Below are 17,075 nucleotides of genomic sequence, written 5' to 3' on the forward strand. Positions count from 1 at the left end.
TTTGAATTATTAATTAGAACTTTGAATAACTTTAAAAATCTTAGAGGAACTGTTGATCTTTTACCTGATCATTTAATAAAGTGGCAAAATGTCGAGAAAATAATAATAGAACAACTTTTTAGGTCTTCTATCAAGGAAATTAGGACTCCAATACTAGAAATGACTGAATTATTTATGCGTGGTATTGGTGAAGGGACCGATGTTGTTAGCAAAGAGATGTATACATTTTTAGATAGAGGTGAAAGGTCTTGTACATTAAGACCAGAAGGTACTGCCTCAGTCGCAAGAGCATTAATACAACATGGAATATCAACTAAACCTTCTCAGAAACTTTGGTACATGGGACCTATGTTTAGATATGAGAGACCTCAAGCAGGAAGACAAAGGCAATTTCATCAGTTAGGAGTTGAATTTATCGGTTATGAGTCTGTAAGTAGTGATATTGAAATTATTACTTTGGCTTGGGATATTTTGGAGAAATTAGGAATAAAAGAACTTAATCTTGAAATTAATACTTTAGGGGATCATATTGATAGATCAAATTTTCAAAAGGCATTTTTAAAATGGTTAGAGGTTAATAAAAACTCTTTAGATTTCGATTCTCAAAGGAGAATAGATAAGAACCCTTTGAGAATTTTAGATACTAAGGATGTTAAAACAAAACAAATTCTTAAAGGTGCTCCCAGATTATTTGACTTTTTGTCTGAAAAAAGTCTCGAGAGATATTTAATTATTAAAGAAAAATTAAAGCTTCTAAAAATACCGTTTATCGAAAATTCCAATTTAGTAAGAGGTTTAGACTATTACACACATACTGCTTTTGAAATTACCAGCGGAGCATTAGGTTCTCAAGCTACAGTGTGCGGAGGAGGAAGATACGATAGTTTGATTAGTCAAATGGGGGGGGCAGAAACCCCAGCAATTGGATTTGCAATTGGATTAGAAAGACTAATACTATTGTGTGGTAACGAGCTTGAAGAAACTAGAGAAACAGATGTTTATATTGTGAATAAAGGTACTCATGCTGAAATATTGGCAATGGAATTATCCAGAAAACTAAGAAATTATGATTTGATAATAGAATTAGATCTTAGTGGAGCATCGTTTTCAAAGCAATTTAAAAAAGCTAATAAATTAAAATCAAAAAGTATTATTGTAATTGGAGATGATGAAGCAGAAAAAAATGTATTTGTTATTAGGCTCTTTAACAATGATAATTCAGAAAATAAAGAAGAAACTATATTAATTGAAGATAATTTAAAATTAGAAAAGTGGGTAAAAAGTAATTTAATTTTGGATAGAAACCTTTAGAATATTGAAAATCATTTTATTAGTCGCTTTATTAATTATGTTTTCATTTATATTTTTAAAATTTTATAAATATAAAAAAGCTTTTAAAAAAGATAAAAAAATTAAATTTAATAAAAGTAATCTCCACAACTGGATGAATTTGACAAAAAAAGAAAGATTTGATTTATCAAAAAATGAATCTAATTCATACTTAAAAAAAAGGAAAACTTTATTAGAAGAAATTAGAAAAGAATATAAAAGTATTTCTAATAATGATCAAAAAAATTTATAAGTTTTTTAATATTCGTGGAAAATTATTGGACTTCTAATAAATCTATTAATGGATTAAGACATTTTGTTTTAGTAAATAAAATTAATGAGCAAGATCAAATTAATTTTTTGATGGTTTCAGTTGTTGATGTAGAAATAAGTTTAAAAATCTCAAATGAGGAATTATTAAATAGTGGGGATTGGAATGAAGGATGGCTAAATCTTCCTAAAAGTGAAGCGATCACTAAAGATTATTCAGATTACAAATTAAGTAATAATTCAATAGAAGGCATTGAAAAAATCTTTGTTAGAAATGATTCTTTATTCAATATCACTTAATTTGAAATAAAAAAAGTCAAAAATATCCATAAAAACTATATTCTTAATAATCAAATAATTTTTTAAAACTTTTCTCCCCTTTCAAAGTAATAAAATTAACGTTATTAAGGATTAATAATATTTAATTAATCAATGTTAGGAAATATATGGCACTCATCTAATTATGCTGCTGAAAATTTAGGCATAACTGAAATAAAACTTTCCTATCTAAGAGAGAATGGTTTTTTAAAACCTGGAATACATTGGAGAAGCTCTCCTCATGGGCAAAAAAAACCTTGGAATCCAGAGGCTCTTTACAATTCATTATTGTGTAAAAAAATAATTGATAAATATTATTCTGAAGATAAACATGACCAATATGCAGCTTGATTTATAAAGAATCTAAGACTCCACCAGATTTAAAAATTGTTTCTAAGCAAGTTTACTAATTAACCAAATTCTCGTTCTCAACGTCAATCAAAGTGGTTTGAAGAATTGGATATAAATTAATCATATTTATGTATTGATCTGATTTGCGATAGGACTTTGCAGCTTTTTTGTAATGCCCCTCTGATTTCATTTCTAGTGAAATTTTTCTATTATTTCTTTGGGAAGTTGTCATGAGTATCGTTAACTTATCCCTTTTTTAGTAATTGTTAGATCATGGGTCAATAATTTATTTGTTTTTATTACACAAAAAATTGTTTATGTCAGCAAAAAAAGATTTATAAAAATTTGAACTTATTTCAAATTGCAATAAAAATTTGGCTTAATTAATTAATTTTTCGATTAAAACTATGTTCTTCGCACATGGAAATCCTATTGAAATTCGCTTTCCTACAAGTCCCTAGAATTAATAACCTTTACAATTTTGTTATTAATTCATCCGTTTGATGAAATATAAAGTATTCTCAATACGTTTAAGCTAATCAATTCCTAAATGCAAACCTATGGTAATCCAGACACCACCTATGGATGGTGGGCTGGTAATTCAGGTGTAGCTAATCGCTCAGGAAAATTTATCGCTGCTCATGTCGCTCATGCAGGGTTAATTGTTTTTTGGGCCGGTGCTTTCACTCTTTTCGAACTATCAAGATTTGACCCCAGTGTCCCAATGGGTCAACAACCTCTTATTGCACTTCCTCACTTGGCCACCCTTGGAATAGGGTTTGATGCTGATGGAGTTTTAATGGGAGATACCAAACCTGTACTAGCTATAGCTATTGTTCATTTGGTTTCCTCTATGGTACTTGCAGCTGGTGGATTACTTCACTCGCTACTTCTTCCAGGAAATCTTGAAGAATCAGAAGTCGCAAAGGCAAGGAAATTCAATATTGAATGGGATAACCCAGATAAATTAACTTTCATTCTTGGACATCATTTAATTATTCTTGGATTCGCTGTAATTCTTCTTGTTGAATGGGCAAGAGTTCATGGAGTCTACGATCCAGCTATTGGTGCCGTGAGACAAGTTGAGTATGATCTAAACCTTGCTGAGATTTGGAATCATCAAACAGATTTTCTACTAATAGACGATTTAGAGGATGTTATGGGAGGTCATGCTTTCCTTGCATTTGTCTTGATTACAGGTGGTGCTTGGCACATTGCTACAAAGCAAGTTGGTGAATATACCAAATTTAAAGGTAAAGGTCTTCTATCTGCTGAAGCAGTTCTTTCATGGTCTTTAGCAGGTATTGGTTGGATGGCAATTATTGCTGCCTTCTGGAGCGCATCAAATACAACAGTTTATCCTGTAGAGTTTTTTGGTGAACCACTTGAATTGAAATTCAGTATTTCTCCATATTGGATTGATACTGTTGACCTTCCTGATGGTGTTTACACATCAAGGGCATGGTTAGCAAATGTACATTACTACTTTGGTTTCTTCTTTATTCAAGGTCATCTATGGCACGCACTAAGAGCCTTAGGATTTGACTTTAAGAGAGTTACAAATGCAATCAGTAACATTGATAGTGCTACTGTTACTCTTAAAGATTAAATTTTAGTCACTAATAAATATTAAAAGGCCTCAATTAATGAGGCCTTTTTTATTTGATAAATTTTATCTATTAAATTAGATTTAAAAAGTATTAAGTTTAAAATAGTTGAATATTTCTCTCCTACAGAATCAAAATATTTTCTCAAATTCACTTTCAATAAGCCTAATAGGATTTTTTGTAATCGGGTTTTTCTTGATTTTTGGAAGGAAATTTAAATTTGCTGTTCAATTAGAAAGATTTGGATTACCCATAGCTGTTATTTCTGGAATTGTAGGAATATCGATAGGTCCCTATGGATTAATAAATATTTTATCTAAGGAGACTACAAATGTCTGGAGTAATTTTCCTACTCCTCTCTTATCTCTAGTGTTTGCGACATTAATGATGGGAAGGCCAATTCCAAATATTAATGGTTTAATTAGACCCATTGTCAATCAGTTTTTGTTGGCTCTTTCATTGGGCTTTGGTCAATTTCTTGTAGGAGGATTAGTAGTCAAATACTTATTGTCGCCCTCTATGGAAACAAATCCTTTAATGGGATGTTTAATAGAGGTTGGTTTTGAAGGAGGGCATGGTGCTGCAACTATTATTGGAGAAAGTTTTAATAAACTTGGATTCTCAGATGGCTTAGACTTAGGTCTTGCGATGGCTACTATGGGCCTTTTATCCTCTTCCTTATTAGGTAGTTTTTTTATTTTTGTAGGAAGAACTTTAGGAATTTCAGATACAGAGCAGATCGTTGATAAAACGGATAATGAAAATCCAAATCTGAAAATAAGCATTTTTTCAGATTTGAGAATTTTATTAATAAATCTTGGCTTTGTAGGGTTGGCAATTTCTTTTGGGGTCTTGATACTTAACCTTTTAAGGTATATTTCAAACTACTTTGGTGAATTTTCAAAAGAAGTAATCTTATCACTTCCTGTATTTCCACTTATTCTTATAGGATCACTTTTGATTAGATATATCTTAGAAAAAACCAATAATACAGAATTTATATCTAATCTTCTTCAAAGAGAAATTGGCATCTTGTCCACAGATTTATTAATTTTTACAGCAATGGCAAGTTTAGATATTGCTACTGTTCTTGATAATTGGAGATTGATTTTGGTACTTACTATTTTTGGTTTGATTTGGAATTTAATTTGTATTGCTTATTTTGCATACTTTGTATTTGAAAAATACTGGTTTGAGAGAAGTTTAATAGAATTTGGAAATTCAACTGGAGTAGTTGCATCTGGACTACTTCTTTTAAGACTCGCTGATCCAAAAAATATTTCTAAAACACTTCCGATTTTTACATCAAAGCAACTTTTTGCTCAGTTAATCTTATCAGGAGGATTTTTTACAGTATTAGCTCCATTATTGATCTCAAAAATAGGATTAGATTATTGGACAGAGATTTGTGCATTAATAACTCTTTTTACTATTTTGGTTGCATTCTTTTTTAACAAAAGGTTTTCTACAAGTTATCAATAAGAAGTTAAGTTAGTATAAAAATATATCTTTGTTGATTTATGTCCTACACGCCATATGATATTCCTCCTCAAGAAAGTAAAGAAAAATGGTTTAGGAGTCATTTGCTTGGAAGAGAAGTTGAACTAGGAGAATTATATAGTCTTGGATTTAACGAACTGGATTTAATTATGGCTGAAACTGCAGAAATTAGAAGTGATATTGAATTTAAAGAAAAAAATATTGGAAAATTTAGAACAGCAGGATATTTTTTAGAATTAGCAAGAATTATTGAAAAAAGAAAATTACTTGAAAGCTAATTAAAAGGGAAATATTCTTTCTTTGTCGATGGTTTCCATGGATCAAATTTATGCATTAATTTTTTAAAATATTGATGTTTTTCAAAATGTCCTAACCACTCTTTTATTGGATCTTCAAAATAGCTTGTTTTTTTTTGACTTTCGCAAGCAATTTTAAATTGCCTTACAAATGGCCAAACACACCAATCGGCAATTGAAGGATTATCTCCAATTAGCCATCTACTATTTGTTAGTTTTTTGTTCCATTTTTTTATGTATTTGGCAGCTTCTATGAAATGATAATCTTCTTCGCTTGCGTTAAATCTAGCAGAATATTTAAAACGGTCTAAATGATATTTAAACCCATCGTCATTTTCGGAAATGATTTCTATAATTTCTTCCTCCTTACTAATAGGAATATAAAAATTTTTTAATTTTTTCTTTTTTGATTCTGAAAGTGCCCAGATGATAATATCTAAACTTTCTTCTATGACTTCTTTATTTGTTTTTACTAGGATAGGAACTGTTTTAGTCTTTGATATATTTATAAATTCTAATGGCTTATTTTTTAAATCAACTTCTCTTATTTCTACTTTAATTTCGCAAATTAATAATGCCCATCTTGCTCTAATTGCATATGGACATCTACGAAATGAATATAAAATATCTGTTCTCATTTTGTAAAAAATTAAATTTTTTTTGAATCTTTTAGTATTATCTACATAGGACTAACCTTAATTTTACATTGCAAATGGCGGGATATGTTTACCTTATAAGAGTTGGAGATCTTTATCGAATTGGTAAGGCAGATAATCTTGATAAGAAAATTAGAAAACTCAAACCAGATGAATTACTAGCTTCGATAATGACTAAAGAGCCTGAAACACTTGAAGCGAGGTTATTAAGAAAATATAAATCCCAAAGAATCCCTGAAACCGGATATTTAAAGCTTACTAAAAGGCAGATATCTGAATGTAAAAAACAATTTGAATTAAAAGGAAATTTACCTCATACACTTGATGCTGAGGTTTCCATAACTTTATTTGCGTCCTTTTTATTATTTGGGATAAATTTTTTAATTTTGAATTATTTTAATTTTGGATTTTTAAGAAATATATCCTATTCATTTGGCCTCGCATCGATACCTATGATTATCTTGTTTCTTACAGGTAGTTTTGGAGGATATTTTTCTGAAGATTTATCTTTGTTTTCATTATTAACGAATCGAATAAAAGGTTTTTTTATAGCTATTGCGATGATCACAATGGCTTTTCTAATGTTTAGACTAAATTAAATTTCATAATTACAATTTAATGCTATTTCAAATGGAACTGACTGCATTGGTAATTTCAGGATGGTAGAACATATTTCGGCTATGTCACCTGGTTGAGTCATTTTTGACTTTTCTAAGGATGATATTTTCTCAGCCATTTTTGTATTAACCCAACTAGGACAAATAGCAGTAATTCTTATATTTTCTTCCCAACCTTTGTTCTTCATTGTTTGACAAAGACTCATTAAAGCGAATTTTGATGAGGAATATGCTGCTAAATCTCCCTTGGACCTTTTGCCGCTCATTGACACTAAAACGATAATTCTTCCATTATTTGATTGACTTAAGTGTTTCCAGGAAAGTCTGCATAAATGCCAAATGGCTAAAAAATTTATATTAAAAGTATTTAATATCTCTTCTTCATCCCCATCTTTATATAAAAAAGGAACTTTAGAAAGGACTCCAGAACAGTTTATTAAAGTATCAAAACCTCCAAATTTACTAACTGTATTTTCTACCCACTTTTTGGCGGAAAATTTATCTAATGCATTATATTTATTTAAGAGTATTTTTTCATTAGTCCAATTATTAGGATCAATAATGCTTCCTTTAACAGACTCTAAATCTCTTAGCCCAATACTAATTCTATTTCCTGCTTTTAGTTCTTTATGTGCAATATTTAGTCCAATCCCGCTACTAGCTCCGCTTATCAAAATAGTTCTCATTTTAATTTTTAATTATATATTTGGTAAAACTATCCTTAATAACATTCTTAGTTCTTTACCGTGCATAATCATTAACCCTTTTTTTACACTCCAAGGGGCCCTTATAAACATTATGCACATTGCATACACGATTTCTCTTAAGGATAATGTATCAGTTAGAAATCCATACCATTGAGTTTTAGGTAATTTAAAGAAACTACCAAAAAATTCTCTTAATAGTTTTTCATCGAATCTCATAAGTTTTTCCAAACCAAATTGGTAGATTGATTTCTTTCTTATTAATTCTTTAGGCCATAAACTCTCCCAGCCTTTTCTAGCAATATGATAAGTACTTAATTTTTTATCATTCATTGCAGTTGATATGGCTTTTGCCACTAGTGGAGCTCTCCTTAAAACATTACCAATTAGATATCCTGATGCTGGGTGAACCATTGAAGCTGCACCGCCATACCCAAGTACTTGTTGTTTAAAGTCTGGGATAGGCATATTCATGGGTAAAAACAAACCAAGTTCTTCATGTTGCATGCTAGTAATTGAGATGTTTCTGTAAGAAAGTCTTTTTTCTAACCTTTCTTTTAAATTATCCATTGTTAAAGGATTTACTAATCCAAGCGAAGTCTCTTCAAGAAAATACTTTCCATTTCCCATATCCATTGCATAAAGAAAAGTAGGTGGTTCTTTTTTTTGCTCCTCATTTAAATGATCATTACGATAATCCATTAAGACAAATTGCCCTTTTTTTAGTGGAGGCTTACTAAAACTCCCTACTATTCCATAACAAGTCTGGACTGCTAATGGTCCACATGATTTTAATTTAAGAAATACAGGATCATACCCTGTTGCATCTACAACTAATCTTGCTGAGTAAGTTTTGCCATCACTGGTTGTAACAGTACTTTTTTGTTTCTGAAAGTTTATCTTCTCTGCAAAACCCTCATGCCATTTAATGAGAGATTTATTACATTCATTTAACCAGTAACTATGTAATTTCTTCTTGTCAAATAATCCATAATCTAAAGAATGCTCAGTTGCTTTATTCTCATAGTGATGTTCTTCAGGAGAACCATGCCCAAAAAAACTAACGGTATTTTTCCACCTATATTCAAGTAAATCCTGAAGCCCAAGTTGATCTACTTCCTTTCCCCAAATACCATAAGTGTTTGGCCAAGGCTCGTCAGGACCATTAGGGGAAAGAACCTCTACCTCTAATTTTTCTTTTCCTAAAGCTGAAGCAATCGCCATCCCCGCAGGTCCTGCTCCTAAAACTAATACATCGGGCAATCTTGTGGAAGGCATTAATTATAAATTCTGAAGTTAAAAAAGTTTTTGAAAAAATAAAAAATATCTAAAACTTCATTTTTATAATTCATTCAAAAATTTTATAATGAGAATAAATTTAATAATAAGCAAGAGACTCTATAACTAGTCCTTTTGTTTTGAGTGTTTTAACAATAATTTATAAGAAATTAAAAGAAAAAAAATAATATATAATTTTCTTATTGTAAATAATTGCTTGTTTAATACATATGATAAAAGATAAAAATATCTTAATAACAGGAGGTAATTCTGGGATTGGTTTTTTTACAACAATTAACTTGTTGAAGACTCAAAATAATTTATATATTCCAATCAGATCATTATCAAGAAAAGAAGAATTTTTATTAAAACTAATAAAGTATTTTGATAAAGAATATATAGAAAATCATTTAAATCTAATTGATAATATTGATTTGTCAAATTTGGAAAATATTCATAAAGTTAGAGATTTTTTAATCAGAAAAAATGTTTCTTTAGATGTGGTTATTTTAAATGCAGGCTTACAATATACAGGATCTTTTTATCCTAAAGTCTCAAAACAGGGGGTTGAACTAACTTTCGCTGTAAATCATCTCGCACATTTTTATTTGGTTAATATTCTTATAGATCTAATAAATAATAAAAACGAATCTAGGATAATTATTACATCATCTGATGTTCATGATCCAAAGAGTTCTGGAGGAAATGTTGGAGAGAAAGCAGGTTTAAATAATTTAATAAATTTTAAAGATGAAATTTCAGGAAACTATACAAATTTTAATTCTGACAAGGCTTATAAAAATAGTAAATTATGTAATATTTTGTTTGCTAAGGAACTTTCAAAAAGATTACAAATTAAATCTAGTAAAATATCTGTTATTTCATGGGCTCCTGGTCTTGTAATTCCTAATGAAGATTTGGGCTTTTTCAGATATAGTATGAAATTTAATATTTTTGGATATATTGTTTTTTCAAGTATTGCAAAAAATATTTTAGGTATTTCTGAAAATGTAGAAAATGCAGGGAAGTTGCTTTCTGATATCGCTTTTGATAATGATTTCAATAATATTAAGTACTTACATTTAAGCAATAAGCTTGTCTTTTATAAAAAACATAAATTAATTAAAAGTGAAGTAAGTGAGGAAGCTAGTAAAAAAGAACTTGCTTTAAGACTTTGGAGTTTTAGTGAGGAATTGTGCCGATCATTTGGATTCGTTTCTCTCAATATTTAATGTTTGAGTTGGGAATGCAAATTCTATTTTATTTAAAGAAAATTCTTCAATAATTCTTAAGTTGATACTTTGTTGTGCTTCCATAGCAGCTAAATAATTATTGGTTGGTATGTAATAAACTAGTTCAAAATTAAGACTGAAGTCTCCAAAATCTGTAAAGTGACATCTATCAAAAGAAGCATCTTTAGTTTCTTCAATGATTTTTTTTATTATTTTTGGAATCATTTTCATCAGGGATGGAGAAGTTTCATAAACAACTCCTAATTTATGAACTAGTCTCCTTTTCTTCATCTGAGCATAATTTGAAATGATCCCATTAGTTAATGCACTATTACTCATAACAATTACTTCTCCGTTAATACTTCTTATTCTTGAAGATCTTACCCCTACTCTTTCTACCATTCCTAACACGCTATCAGACTTTATAAATTCCCCTTTCTGAAACGGTTTATCAAGCAAAATTGTAATGTATTCAAAAAATTCTTGCACTGGATCTTTTAATGCTAAACCTGCTCCGATACCACCTGCACTAAGCAAAGCCCAAATTGCGGTCATTTGTACTCCTATATTTTGTAAGAAAAATATTGATCCTATGGTCCAAGTAAAAGCCTTAATTAAAGGTGTTAATGATGAGATCATTGAACTAATTGAGGAGTCATCAATTTTTGCTGTAGATTCTGTTAAAGATCTTATTAATACTTTATTTAGAGCTTTAATGATAATTATTAATATAAGTAATTTCTGAATATTTAATAGTACAGATATAAAAGTTATTTCATCAGTGAAGAAATAATCAATTGCGAAATAGGCTGAGAGAAGAAAACCTATTGGTCTAATAATTCCAGTAAGTGTGTCAAAAATAAAATCATCAAAATTTGTTTTTGTTCTTTTAGAAATCCTTTTAAAAATAATCTTTGAAATTTTTGATATTATTATTGATAATATTATTCCAATAAAAAATATAGAAATTGCCAAAAACAAGTTTTCCGTAAATAATTTCATATCTAATAAATCCTTAAATAACTAATATTTAAAGTTTAAATTATCTCTAAAAATAAACCAGTCTTAATTACCTTTAACTTTTGATAATATTACTAATTTCTTTAAATTCTTTTCTATCTGAGGTTTTACAAATTTCGAAAATTATTGATTCTGTAGTAGTAATAATTGCTCCTTTATTAAGCATTCTTTGTAGTGCTATTTGGTGATCTAAATTATTTCTGCTTCCCATGGCATCAGATATTATTAGTACTTCATATCCCTTTTTTAAGAATTCTAAGGTACTTTGTTGTATGCAAATGTGTGTTTCAAATCCGCAAATTATCAAATTACTAATTTTTTTATTATTAAGTTCCTCCAAAAGAAATTGACTAGTAGCTAAGCTAAAATCCATTTTTTGAATTTTAGTAAAACCTTCTTTGGGTAAAAGATTTGGAATTGTTTTACCCAGTTTTTGAGGGTTTTGTTCTGAGACAAAAATGTTTTTATCAAGGATTTGGTAAGCACTTAATAGCTTTTGGATATTCTTGATTATTGAATCTTTGCTATTAATGGGTGATATAATTTTTTCTTGAATATCTAGTAATAGTAAAGCGTTTTTGAGTGGTAATTCGTTTTTAGAAGAATGTGTCATTAATTTCTTTTCTACAATATTTAAAGCGATATCCTAAATATATTTATGTATTTAATGTAATTTTTTTAAGGAACTTTAGTAAATATTTATTAGTTAAAAGTTGATTTAATCTCATCAAGAGTTATTATTGAGAATAAATCCCTCACTTAATTGTCTTTATCTTCTCAGTATCAAGTTATCACATCTCCTTTAGGAGATGGCTTACATAAAGATGGGAAGAGATTAACTCCGCAAAGACTTAAGGTTTTAAATTTATTTGAGAATATTGGAGCAGGTAATCATTTAAGTGCGGAAGAGGTTCATGAAAAATTAATTAAATCTAGTTCTAAAGTTTCCCTCGCAACAATATATAGAACTTTGAGACTTCTCGTTCAGTTGGGTTTATTACATGAATTAGAGCTTAGTGAAGGCGGTCATCGATATGAATTATTAAGTAATGAGACTGCAGATCATCATCACTTGATTTGTATTAGATGTGGACGAACTGAAGAATTTGAAAGTGATGAAGTATTGAAGGCCGGTAAAGTGGCAGCTAAAATTAATGGTTTTAAACTTATTGAATCTTCTTTAAATGTTAGAGCTATATGTCCTAATTGTATTTAGCAGAAATTAGGTTAAAGTTCCTCCACAGCTTGATCCAGCCCCTGCTGTACAAGCAAAGCAATGTTGATTAACAGCTACTCCATAATTAAATTTAAATGATTTATTAATTAAATCAGAAAGTGTCTTTGGCCCTTTATTTCCTTTAAAATTTATTTGCTGATTAAAGTCACAATCATAGATTTGACCTTGCCAATTTACACTTATCGTTTTTTTGCACATAAGGTTTTCTAAATTATTTTTATTAAAATTTTCTTTAAGTAATTTGTAATATGAACCAAGTTTGTTTTCTCTATTAAGAGAGTCTGCGTATCTATTAATTGGCATATTGGTTATTGTATAAAGATTATTAAATGAGATATTGTACTTTTCAAAAAGTATTCTTTTATAATCTGCTTCTAAGATTTCTTGTGATGGAGGTAGGATAGGATTTATGGGATTATAAACTAGATTTAATTGAAGTCCATCTTTTTGTTTCCCATATCCTAAATCATTAAGTATTTTTAGAGCATTAATACTTTTATCAAAGACTCCATAACCCCTTTGCAAATCTACATTATCCTTTTCATAGCATGGGAGTGATGCTGTTACTATTACGTTATTCTTAGCAAGAAACTGGGGTAAGTCTTCAAAACCATCTTCAAAGAAAATTGTTAAATTACATCTATCAATAATATCAATATTTTTATCACTTAAAGTAGTAATTAAATTTCTAAATTCAGGATGCATTTCTGGAGCCCCCCCGGTAATATCTAAAGTTTTAATTTTATATTTTTCTATAACTTTTGGAATGAGTGAAATTATTTCATTAGACATCCTTTCGGTACGTAATGGGCTTGAATTTACATGGCAATGTTTACAAGCCTGATTACATTTAAGGCCAATATTTATCTGGAGTGTTTCAATATATTCTTTCTTTATTAAAGGAAAACTATCTATCATATTTTGTGATTTATTATTCTCAGTTTAAAAAATTTATTTAAGAATTAGGTTTTTAATTTTGATCTTTTTTTTGCAAATGCAATAAACCAGTTTAAATATTCTTTAGGACCATTCTGAAAAATAATATCAAACTTTAAGTTGTCTGCCTCATCACTTATTCCTTTTAAACCAGATATTTTTGTAGAAGGTCTATAAACTTCTCCTGAACTACTGTCAACGAAAATTATTTTATTATTACTATCAAACTCTTTTCCTAGTAATTGTATAAATTCTAAGAATGATCGATCACTTCCTCCTCTTGAATAACTATTATTGGAATTTTTTTGTGATGTAACTGTGTCGCCAATCCCAATAATTGTTGGCATATCTTTTGATTTAATATATTTTTTGCAGAAATTTACTTTTTCTATTATCGATTTAGGAGAGTCTCTAAAATTAAAGTTTTTACCAAATGGAGCTTTACCAGTAGTATCATAAATAAATTTATTTAATAAAAAGAGGACTCCAGAGTCCTTTACTGCTCCTTTAAGAAGTAACTGTATATCGGTTGACCCAATATCATTTTTAGTAGAAAGTTTTATTATTTCATTTCCATCTTTGCTCCCTAGATTTGGTGATATGTGAAGAAAAAATGAGTTTTTAAGTCCTTGAGTTTTGGCTTTATAAATAATTTTATTCATCATATCTTCAAAGCTTTTTTGAATGATTTTTCTTTTTTCAGAATCATCTTTTACTAAATCGAAAAGGCTATTGAAATTTATTGTTGGAGAGAACTTTGTTTTACATATCGATTTTGATGCATGAGAATTTATTTCTTCTTGATTGATATTAGGAAAAATTTTCTTTACTATTTTTTCAAAACTTGGCCTCATTAGGTCAGGAACTTTGGCTAAGAAATCAACCTCTTCTTTAGATACTCCCTCAAAACTGATATTCCCATTACTATCTTGATATTCAACCCCACATGCAGCTAAACCTCTTAAATAAAGCCCTTTTTCTTTTGGCTGATCAATACTTCTTAGACTCCTCTCAACTATTCTGTTAACCCCTCTTGGACCTTCATGTTCTCCGCAAGTTAAAACATAAAATTCTTTTTCTAAATTTTTAACGGCAAATATGAATTTTGATTCCAGTTTTCTATTCATTGGGTCTTTTACTAATGGAATACATACCCCATCTATATCTTGAATAAATAAGATATTTTTAGAATTAATTATTATTTCTTCAAAATCTAAATTAATGTTTTTCATTTTCTATTATGAAAATTCCCTCTCTTTTGAATCCATAATAAAGCTTGAACTTGAAAATATAAAATTCAATATTTATATTAAAACGATTTGCGATGGCAATAAATTGGTTTAATGTATAAAAATGCTATTTATAGAAAATATTAAGATAATTTATGGATAAAAAGAACAAAATGAATAATAGTTTTTTTAGTCAGTTAAATAACGAAGAATCTTTTTATTCATTGTTAGAAGACATTGAAAGCTGCAAAGTTGGATTCTTTAGTGTTGGATTATATCCAGCATCATTAGCATACAACTGTGCAATGCATTCTGAGTCAAATAATATTCTTTTAGCTCCAAGACCTGGAAGAGATTTATTAGGTGCTTTTTCTAAAGATGTTCTATCCAATATGGAAAACAAAATAATAGAAAAAGTAGAAGGTATGGGAAATTACTTTTTTGAGGGTAAAAGTAAGACTAATACACTCGAAGATCTTCTTCTAAAATGTAAGATCGTTATTCTCGCTTCAAATAGTAATCACATACAGAATGATATTCGTTATGCCATAGAATTAAGAAAATCTTTAAATCGTGAAAATGTAGTTCTTGCATGTCTTGTGGGCTCTTTTTGTTTTGATGATGAAGATGAAAAACCATATATTTTATGTGATCAATATCCTGATTTAGCTTTCTTTACTGGCTTTCATCGTCATGGTGCATTACGAAACCCTAAAGATAGTTTTACCGCTAATTTTTGTCATCCTGACTCATTAACAGCTCTAATTGGTGCAAGAATTTTAAATCAATTATCTCCAAATATTCAAGTATCACCCGGAGTTCATAATATTGAATGCCAGTACATTAAGTCCATAAAAAATATTTCTTCAATATTCGCAGGGTTTGCTACTAACTTTCATGCAGAAAAGCCTGGAATGTTGCCCACAATCAATACTGTTTTATTAACTCAGTGCTTGGATCAAGCAGCAACTGTTTCTTTAAAAGTTAGAAAAGAAAATAAATTTCAAAGCGTAAATTTTTCATTAAAAGAACTTGGATATGGTGAAGATATTATTATCGCTAAAGAAAATCTTGGGAACAAATATGTTGAATCAGCTGATTATACTTTTTCTCAACTAAATGCTGTTAAAGCTGATGTCTTAGGTAGCATGTCGTTGCCAATAGAGGGAAATCCAACAAGGAATTTTCAGGCAGGACAAGTATTATCAGATATGCTTTTAAGACTTAAGAGATGTCCTAATGATGTCGGTGAATTTATAAGTTGGTGTGAAAAATTTAGCTTGGGTCAAGGAGGCCTTGAGGGCTTGAAATCGCTTATATATTGGCCCAAAATTTACAGGGAATTTAATATTAAAAATAACAATTGCTCGATGATTAATCTAATTTATTTATGCTTTAATGCAAAAACGGAAGAAAAAAAAGTTATTTATGAAGTATTAATTAATTCAGATGCAATAACTAATTTTTGTCAGGAATCTGTAAAGCCTAATTTATGTCTAGAACTAAATTATAAACTTCAAGGAATAGATATTTTTGATAACAAAAAATTATTTTATGAGAAATTAAAACCAAATAGTAATAAAATAAATTTTGATAAAAAATTATATGAAAAATTATCTTCTAAAAAAAATCCAAACTATATAAAAGCAATAAACATAATAAACAAATACTTTACTAATTAGTACAATACTTACTAAATTTATCTAAATCAATTGAGTTGCTCTTTTCTATTATTTACTTATCCTAATTTCAGAGTTAGACTTATTAAATTAAAGTAGGTTTTTTTTGAATAAAGAATTATCACATCGCTCTCATGAACTCAAAGCTCTTGGTTGGAACCAAGAAGATTTATCAAGGTATGAAGACTTATGGGACTATAGTCAAAGATGGGGATTGATAAATCTAGAAAGAGAAGACAGACAATTTTTGAAAAAAGCAGAGAAGTTACTTCCGAAAATTCAAAATAAAAAAGCATCTGTTAAAAAATCTATTGAAGAGAAATCTTATTATTTATGGTTAAATTTCTATCTTGAAGAAATTAAAGTTTTTAGTGATTCTAACTTGCCCAAAAAACAAGTAAGCGTTTGGACTCTTTTGATTGAAGAGGAGTTGAAACTTCTTAAAGAGCTGCAACCAGTAATGGGATTACCAGATACTTTGAAGGCTAAAAATTTGTTTGTTAATAGAAAACAAATTATTGAAAAAGCTTTTAAAGAATACGATGCTAAAAATAATGACGAGCTTTTTGATTTCATTAATATATTTAATAAATCTGAAAAAGATGTGAGTAAAAGCTGGAAATCTATTACTGAAAAAGATCCTGAAGCAAACAAAACTTTCCCTACTATCGACAGCAAAAATGAAGAAGATTTAAGATCTGAAATAAATGAAGATTTAAAATCATTTATGAGGGAAAATTATCCATCATTAAAAGAGGATTTATAAAGATTTATCTTTTTTGTATTTATTTTTAGGAAGTTTTTAAGTTAAATAGA

19 protein-coding genes are annotated in these 17,075 nt (G+C 29.0%); 12 read left to right on the forward strand and 7 right to left on the reverse strand.

What is annotated here, in order from left to right; genetic code table 11:
- Positions 1–21: 21 nt before the first annotated feature.
- The 7 genes from hisS to ACTF45_RS04330 all read left to right on the forward strand — a co-directional run bounded on the left by hisS (position 22) and on the right by ACTF45_RS04330 (position 5,653).
- Positions 22–1,311: a histidine--tRNA ligase gene (gene hisS / locus ACTF45_RS04300; RefSeq protein ID WP_438949409.1), complete on the forward strand. Its 1,290-nt coding sequence runs from the start codon at positions 22–24 to the stop codon at positions 1,309–1,311.
- Between the two features lie 133 nt (positions 1,312–1,444).
- Positions 1,445–1,582 (forward strand): hypothetical protein, encoded by a 138-nt coding sequence (locus ACTF45_RS04305; RefSeq protein WP_438949410.1) that lies wholly within the window; start codon positions 1,445–1,447, stop codon positions 1,580–1,582.
- A 14-nt stretch (positions 1,583–1,596) separates the two neighbouring features.
- Positions 1,597–1,899 carry a TIGR02450 family Trp-rich protein gene (locus ACTF45_RS04310; RefSeq protein ID WP_438949411.1) on the forward strand — a complete coding sequence of 101 codons (303 nt, stop codon included), beginning with the start codon at positions 1,597–1,599 and terminating at the stop codon, positions 1,897–1,899.
- Between the two features lie 132 nt (positions 1,900–2,031).
- Entirely contained in the window at positions 2,032–2,268 is a 237-nt protein-coding gene (locus ACTF45_RS04315) for a hypothetical protein (protein WP_438949412.1), read from the forward strand.
- A gap of 550 nt (positions 2,269–2,818) precedes the next feature.
- On the forward strand, positions 2,819–3,877 hold the full coding sequence (locus ACTF45_RS04320) for a chlorophyll a/b binding light-harvesting protein (protein ID WP_011132261.1): 1,059 nt from the start codon (positions 2,819–2,821) through the stop codon (positions 3,875–3,877).
- Positions 3,878–3,983: 106 nt separating this feature from the next.
- Positions 3,984–5,357, forward strand: a complete 1,374-nt coding sequence (locus ACTF45_RS04325) for a sodium:solute symporter (RefSeq protein WP_438949413.1) — start codon at positions 3,984–3,986, stop codon at positions 5,355–5,357.
- A 38-nt stretch (positions 5,358–5,395) separates the two neighbouring features.
- A complete protein-coding gene (locus ACTF45_RS04330) occupies positions 5,396–5,653 on the forward strand; it encodes a hypothetical protein (protein WP_011132263.1) in 258 nt (85 codons plus the stop codon).
- Here ACTF45_RS04330 and ACTF45_RS04335 read toward each other — a convergent pair.
- Entirely contained in the window at positions 5,650–6,309 is a 660-nt protein-coding gene (locus tag ACTF45_RS04335; RefSeq protein WP_438949414.1) for a glutathione S-transferase N-terminal domain-containing protein, read from the reverse strand. The two genes, ACTF45_RS04330 and ACTF45_RS04335, sit on opposite strands and share 4 nt — an antisense overlap.
- Before the next feature lie 74 nt (positions 6,310–6,383).
- Here ACTF45_RS04335 and ACTF45_RS04340 point away from each other — a divergent pair, with 74 nt between their 5' ends.
- Positions 6,384–6,926, forward strand: coding sequence for a GIY-YIG nuclease family protein (locus ACTF45_RS04340; RefSeq protein ID WP_438949415.1), 543 nt, complete (start codon positions 6,384–6,386; stop codon positions 6,924–6,926).
- Here the strand turns inward: ACTF45_RS04340 and ACTF45_RS04345 are convergent.
- Positions 6,923–7,630, reverse strand: coding sequence for an SDR family NAD(P)-dependent oxidoreductase (locus ACTF45_RS04345; RefSeq protein ID WP_438949416.1), 708 nt, complete (start codon positions 7,628–7,630; stop codon positions 6,923–6,925). The two genes, ACTF45_RS04340 and ACTF45_RS04345, sit on opposite strands and share 4 nt — an antisense overlap.
- Positions 7,631–7,642: 12 nt before the next feature.
- Positions 7,643–8,926, reverse strand: coding sequence for a lycopene beta cyclase (gene crtL / locus ACTF45_RS04350; protein WP_438949417.1), 1,284 nt, complete (start codon positions 8,924–8,926; stop codon positions 7,643–7,645).
- Positions 8,927–9,156: 230 nt separating this feature from the next.
- On the opposite strand from crtL, the gene ACTF45_RS04355 reads away from it, so the two are divergent.
- A complete protein-coding gene (locus ACTF45_RS04355; protein WP_288348307.1) occupies positions 9,157–10,158 on the forward strand; it encodes an SDR family NAD(P)-dependent oxidoreductase in 1,002 nt (333 codons plus the stop codon).
- Here ACTF45_RS04355 and ACTF45_RS04360 read toward each other — a convergent pair.
- Both ACTF45_RS04360 and ACTF45_RS04365 read right to left on the reverse strand, forming a co-directional pair.
- Entirely contained in the window at positions 10,129–11,160 is a 1,032-nt protein-coding gene (locus ACTF45_RS04360; RefSeq protein WP_438949418.1) for a mechanosensitive ion channel family protein, read from the reverse strand. The two genes, ACTF45_RS04355 and ACTF45_RS04360, sit on opposite strands and share 30 nt — an antisense overlap.
- A 73-nt stretch (positions 11,161–11,233) precedes the next feature.
- Positions 11,234–11,791 carry a hydrolase gene (locus ACTF45_RS04365; RefSeq protein ID WP_438949419.1) on the reverse strand — a complete coding sequence of 186 codons (558 nt, stop codon included), beginning with the start codon at positions 11,789–11,791 and terminating at the stop codon, positions 11,234–11,236.
- A gap of 150 nt (positions 11,792–11,941) precedes the next feature.
- On the opposite strand from ACTF45_RS04365, the gene ACTF45_RS04370 reads away from it, so the two are divergent.
- On the forward strand, positions 11,942–12,394 hold the full coding sequence (locus ACTF45_RS04370) for a Fur family transcriptional regulator (protein ID WP_438949420.1): 453 nt from the start codon (positions 11,942–11,944) through the stop codon (positions 12,392–12,394).
- Positions 12,395–12,400: 6 nt separating this feature from the next.
- Here the strand turns inward: ACTF45_RS04370 and arsS are convergent, their stop codons facing one another.
- Together arsS and stpA are read right to left on the reverse strand one after the other, a co-directional pair.
- The gene (gene arsS / locus ACTF45_RS04375; RefSeq protein WP_438949421.1) at positions 12,401–13,333 is read right to left on the reverse strand and encodes an arsenosugar biosynthesis radical SAM (seleno)protein ArsS; all 933 of its coding nucleotides are present in this window, start codon (positions 13,331–13,333) and stop codon (positions 12,401–12,403) included.
- A 44-nt stretch (positions 13,334–13,377) separates the two neighbouring features.
- Positions 13,378–14,583 carry a glucosylglycerol 3-phosphatase gene (stpA, locus tag ACTF45_RS04380; RefSeq protein WP_438949422.1) on the reverse strand — a complete coding sequence of 402 codons (1,206 nt, stop codon included), beginning with the start codon at positions 14,581–14,583 and terminating at the stop codon, positions 13,378–13,380.
- Between the two features lie 170 nt (positions 14,584–14,753).
- Here stpA and ACTF45_RS04385 point away from each other — a divergent pair, with 170 nt between their 5' ends.
- Positions 14,754–16,262, forward strand: a complete 1,509-nt coding sequence (locus ACTF45_RS04385) for a hypothetical protein (RefSeq protein WP_438949423.1) — start codon at positions 14,754–14,756, stop codon at positions 16,260–16,262.
- Positions 16,263–16,365: 103 nt separating this feature from the next.
- Positions 16,366–17,025 carry a hypothetical protein gene (locus ACTF45_RS04390; protein WP_438949424.1) on the forward strand — a complete coding sequence of 220 codons (660 nt, stop codon included), beginning with the start codon at positions 16,366–16,368 and terminating at the stop codon, positions 17,023–17,025.
- The last annotated feature ends 50 nt before the right edge of the window (positions 17,026–17,075 follow it).

This window comes from Prochlorococcus sp. (genome assembly GCF_965655815.1).
GTDB lineage: Bacteria > Cyanobacteriota > Cyanobacteriia > PCC-6307 > Cyanobiaceae > Prochlorococcus_A > Prochlorococcus_A pastoris.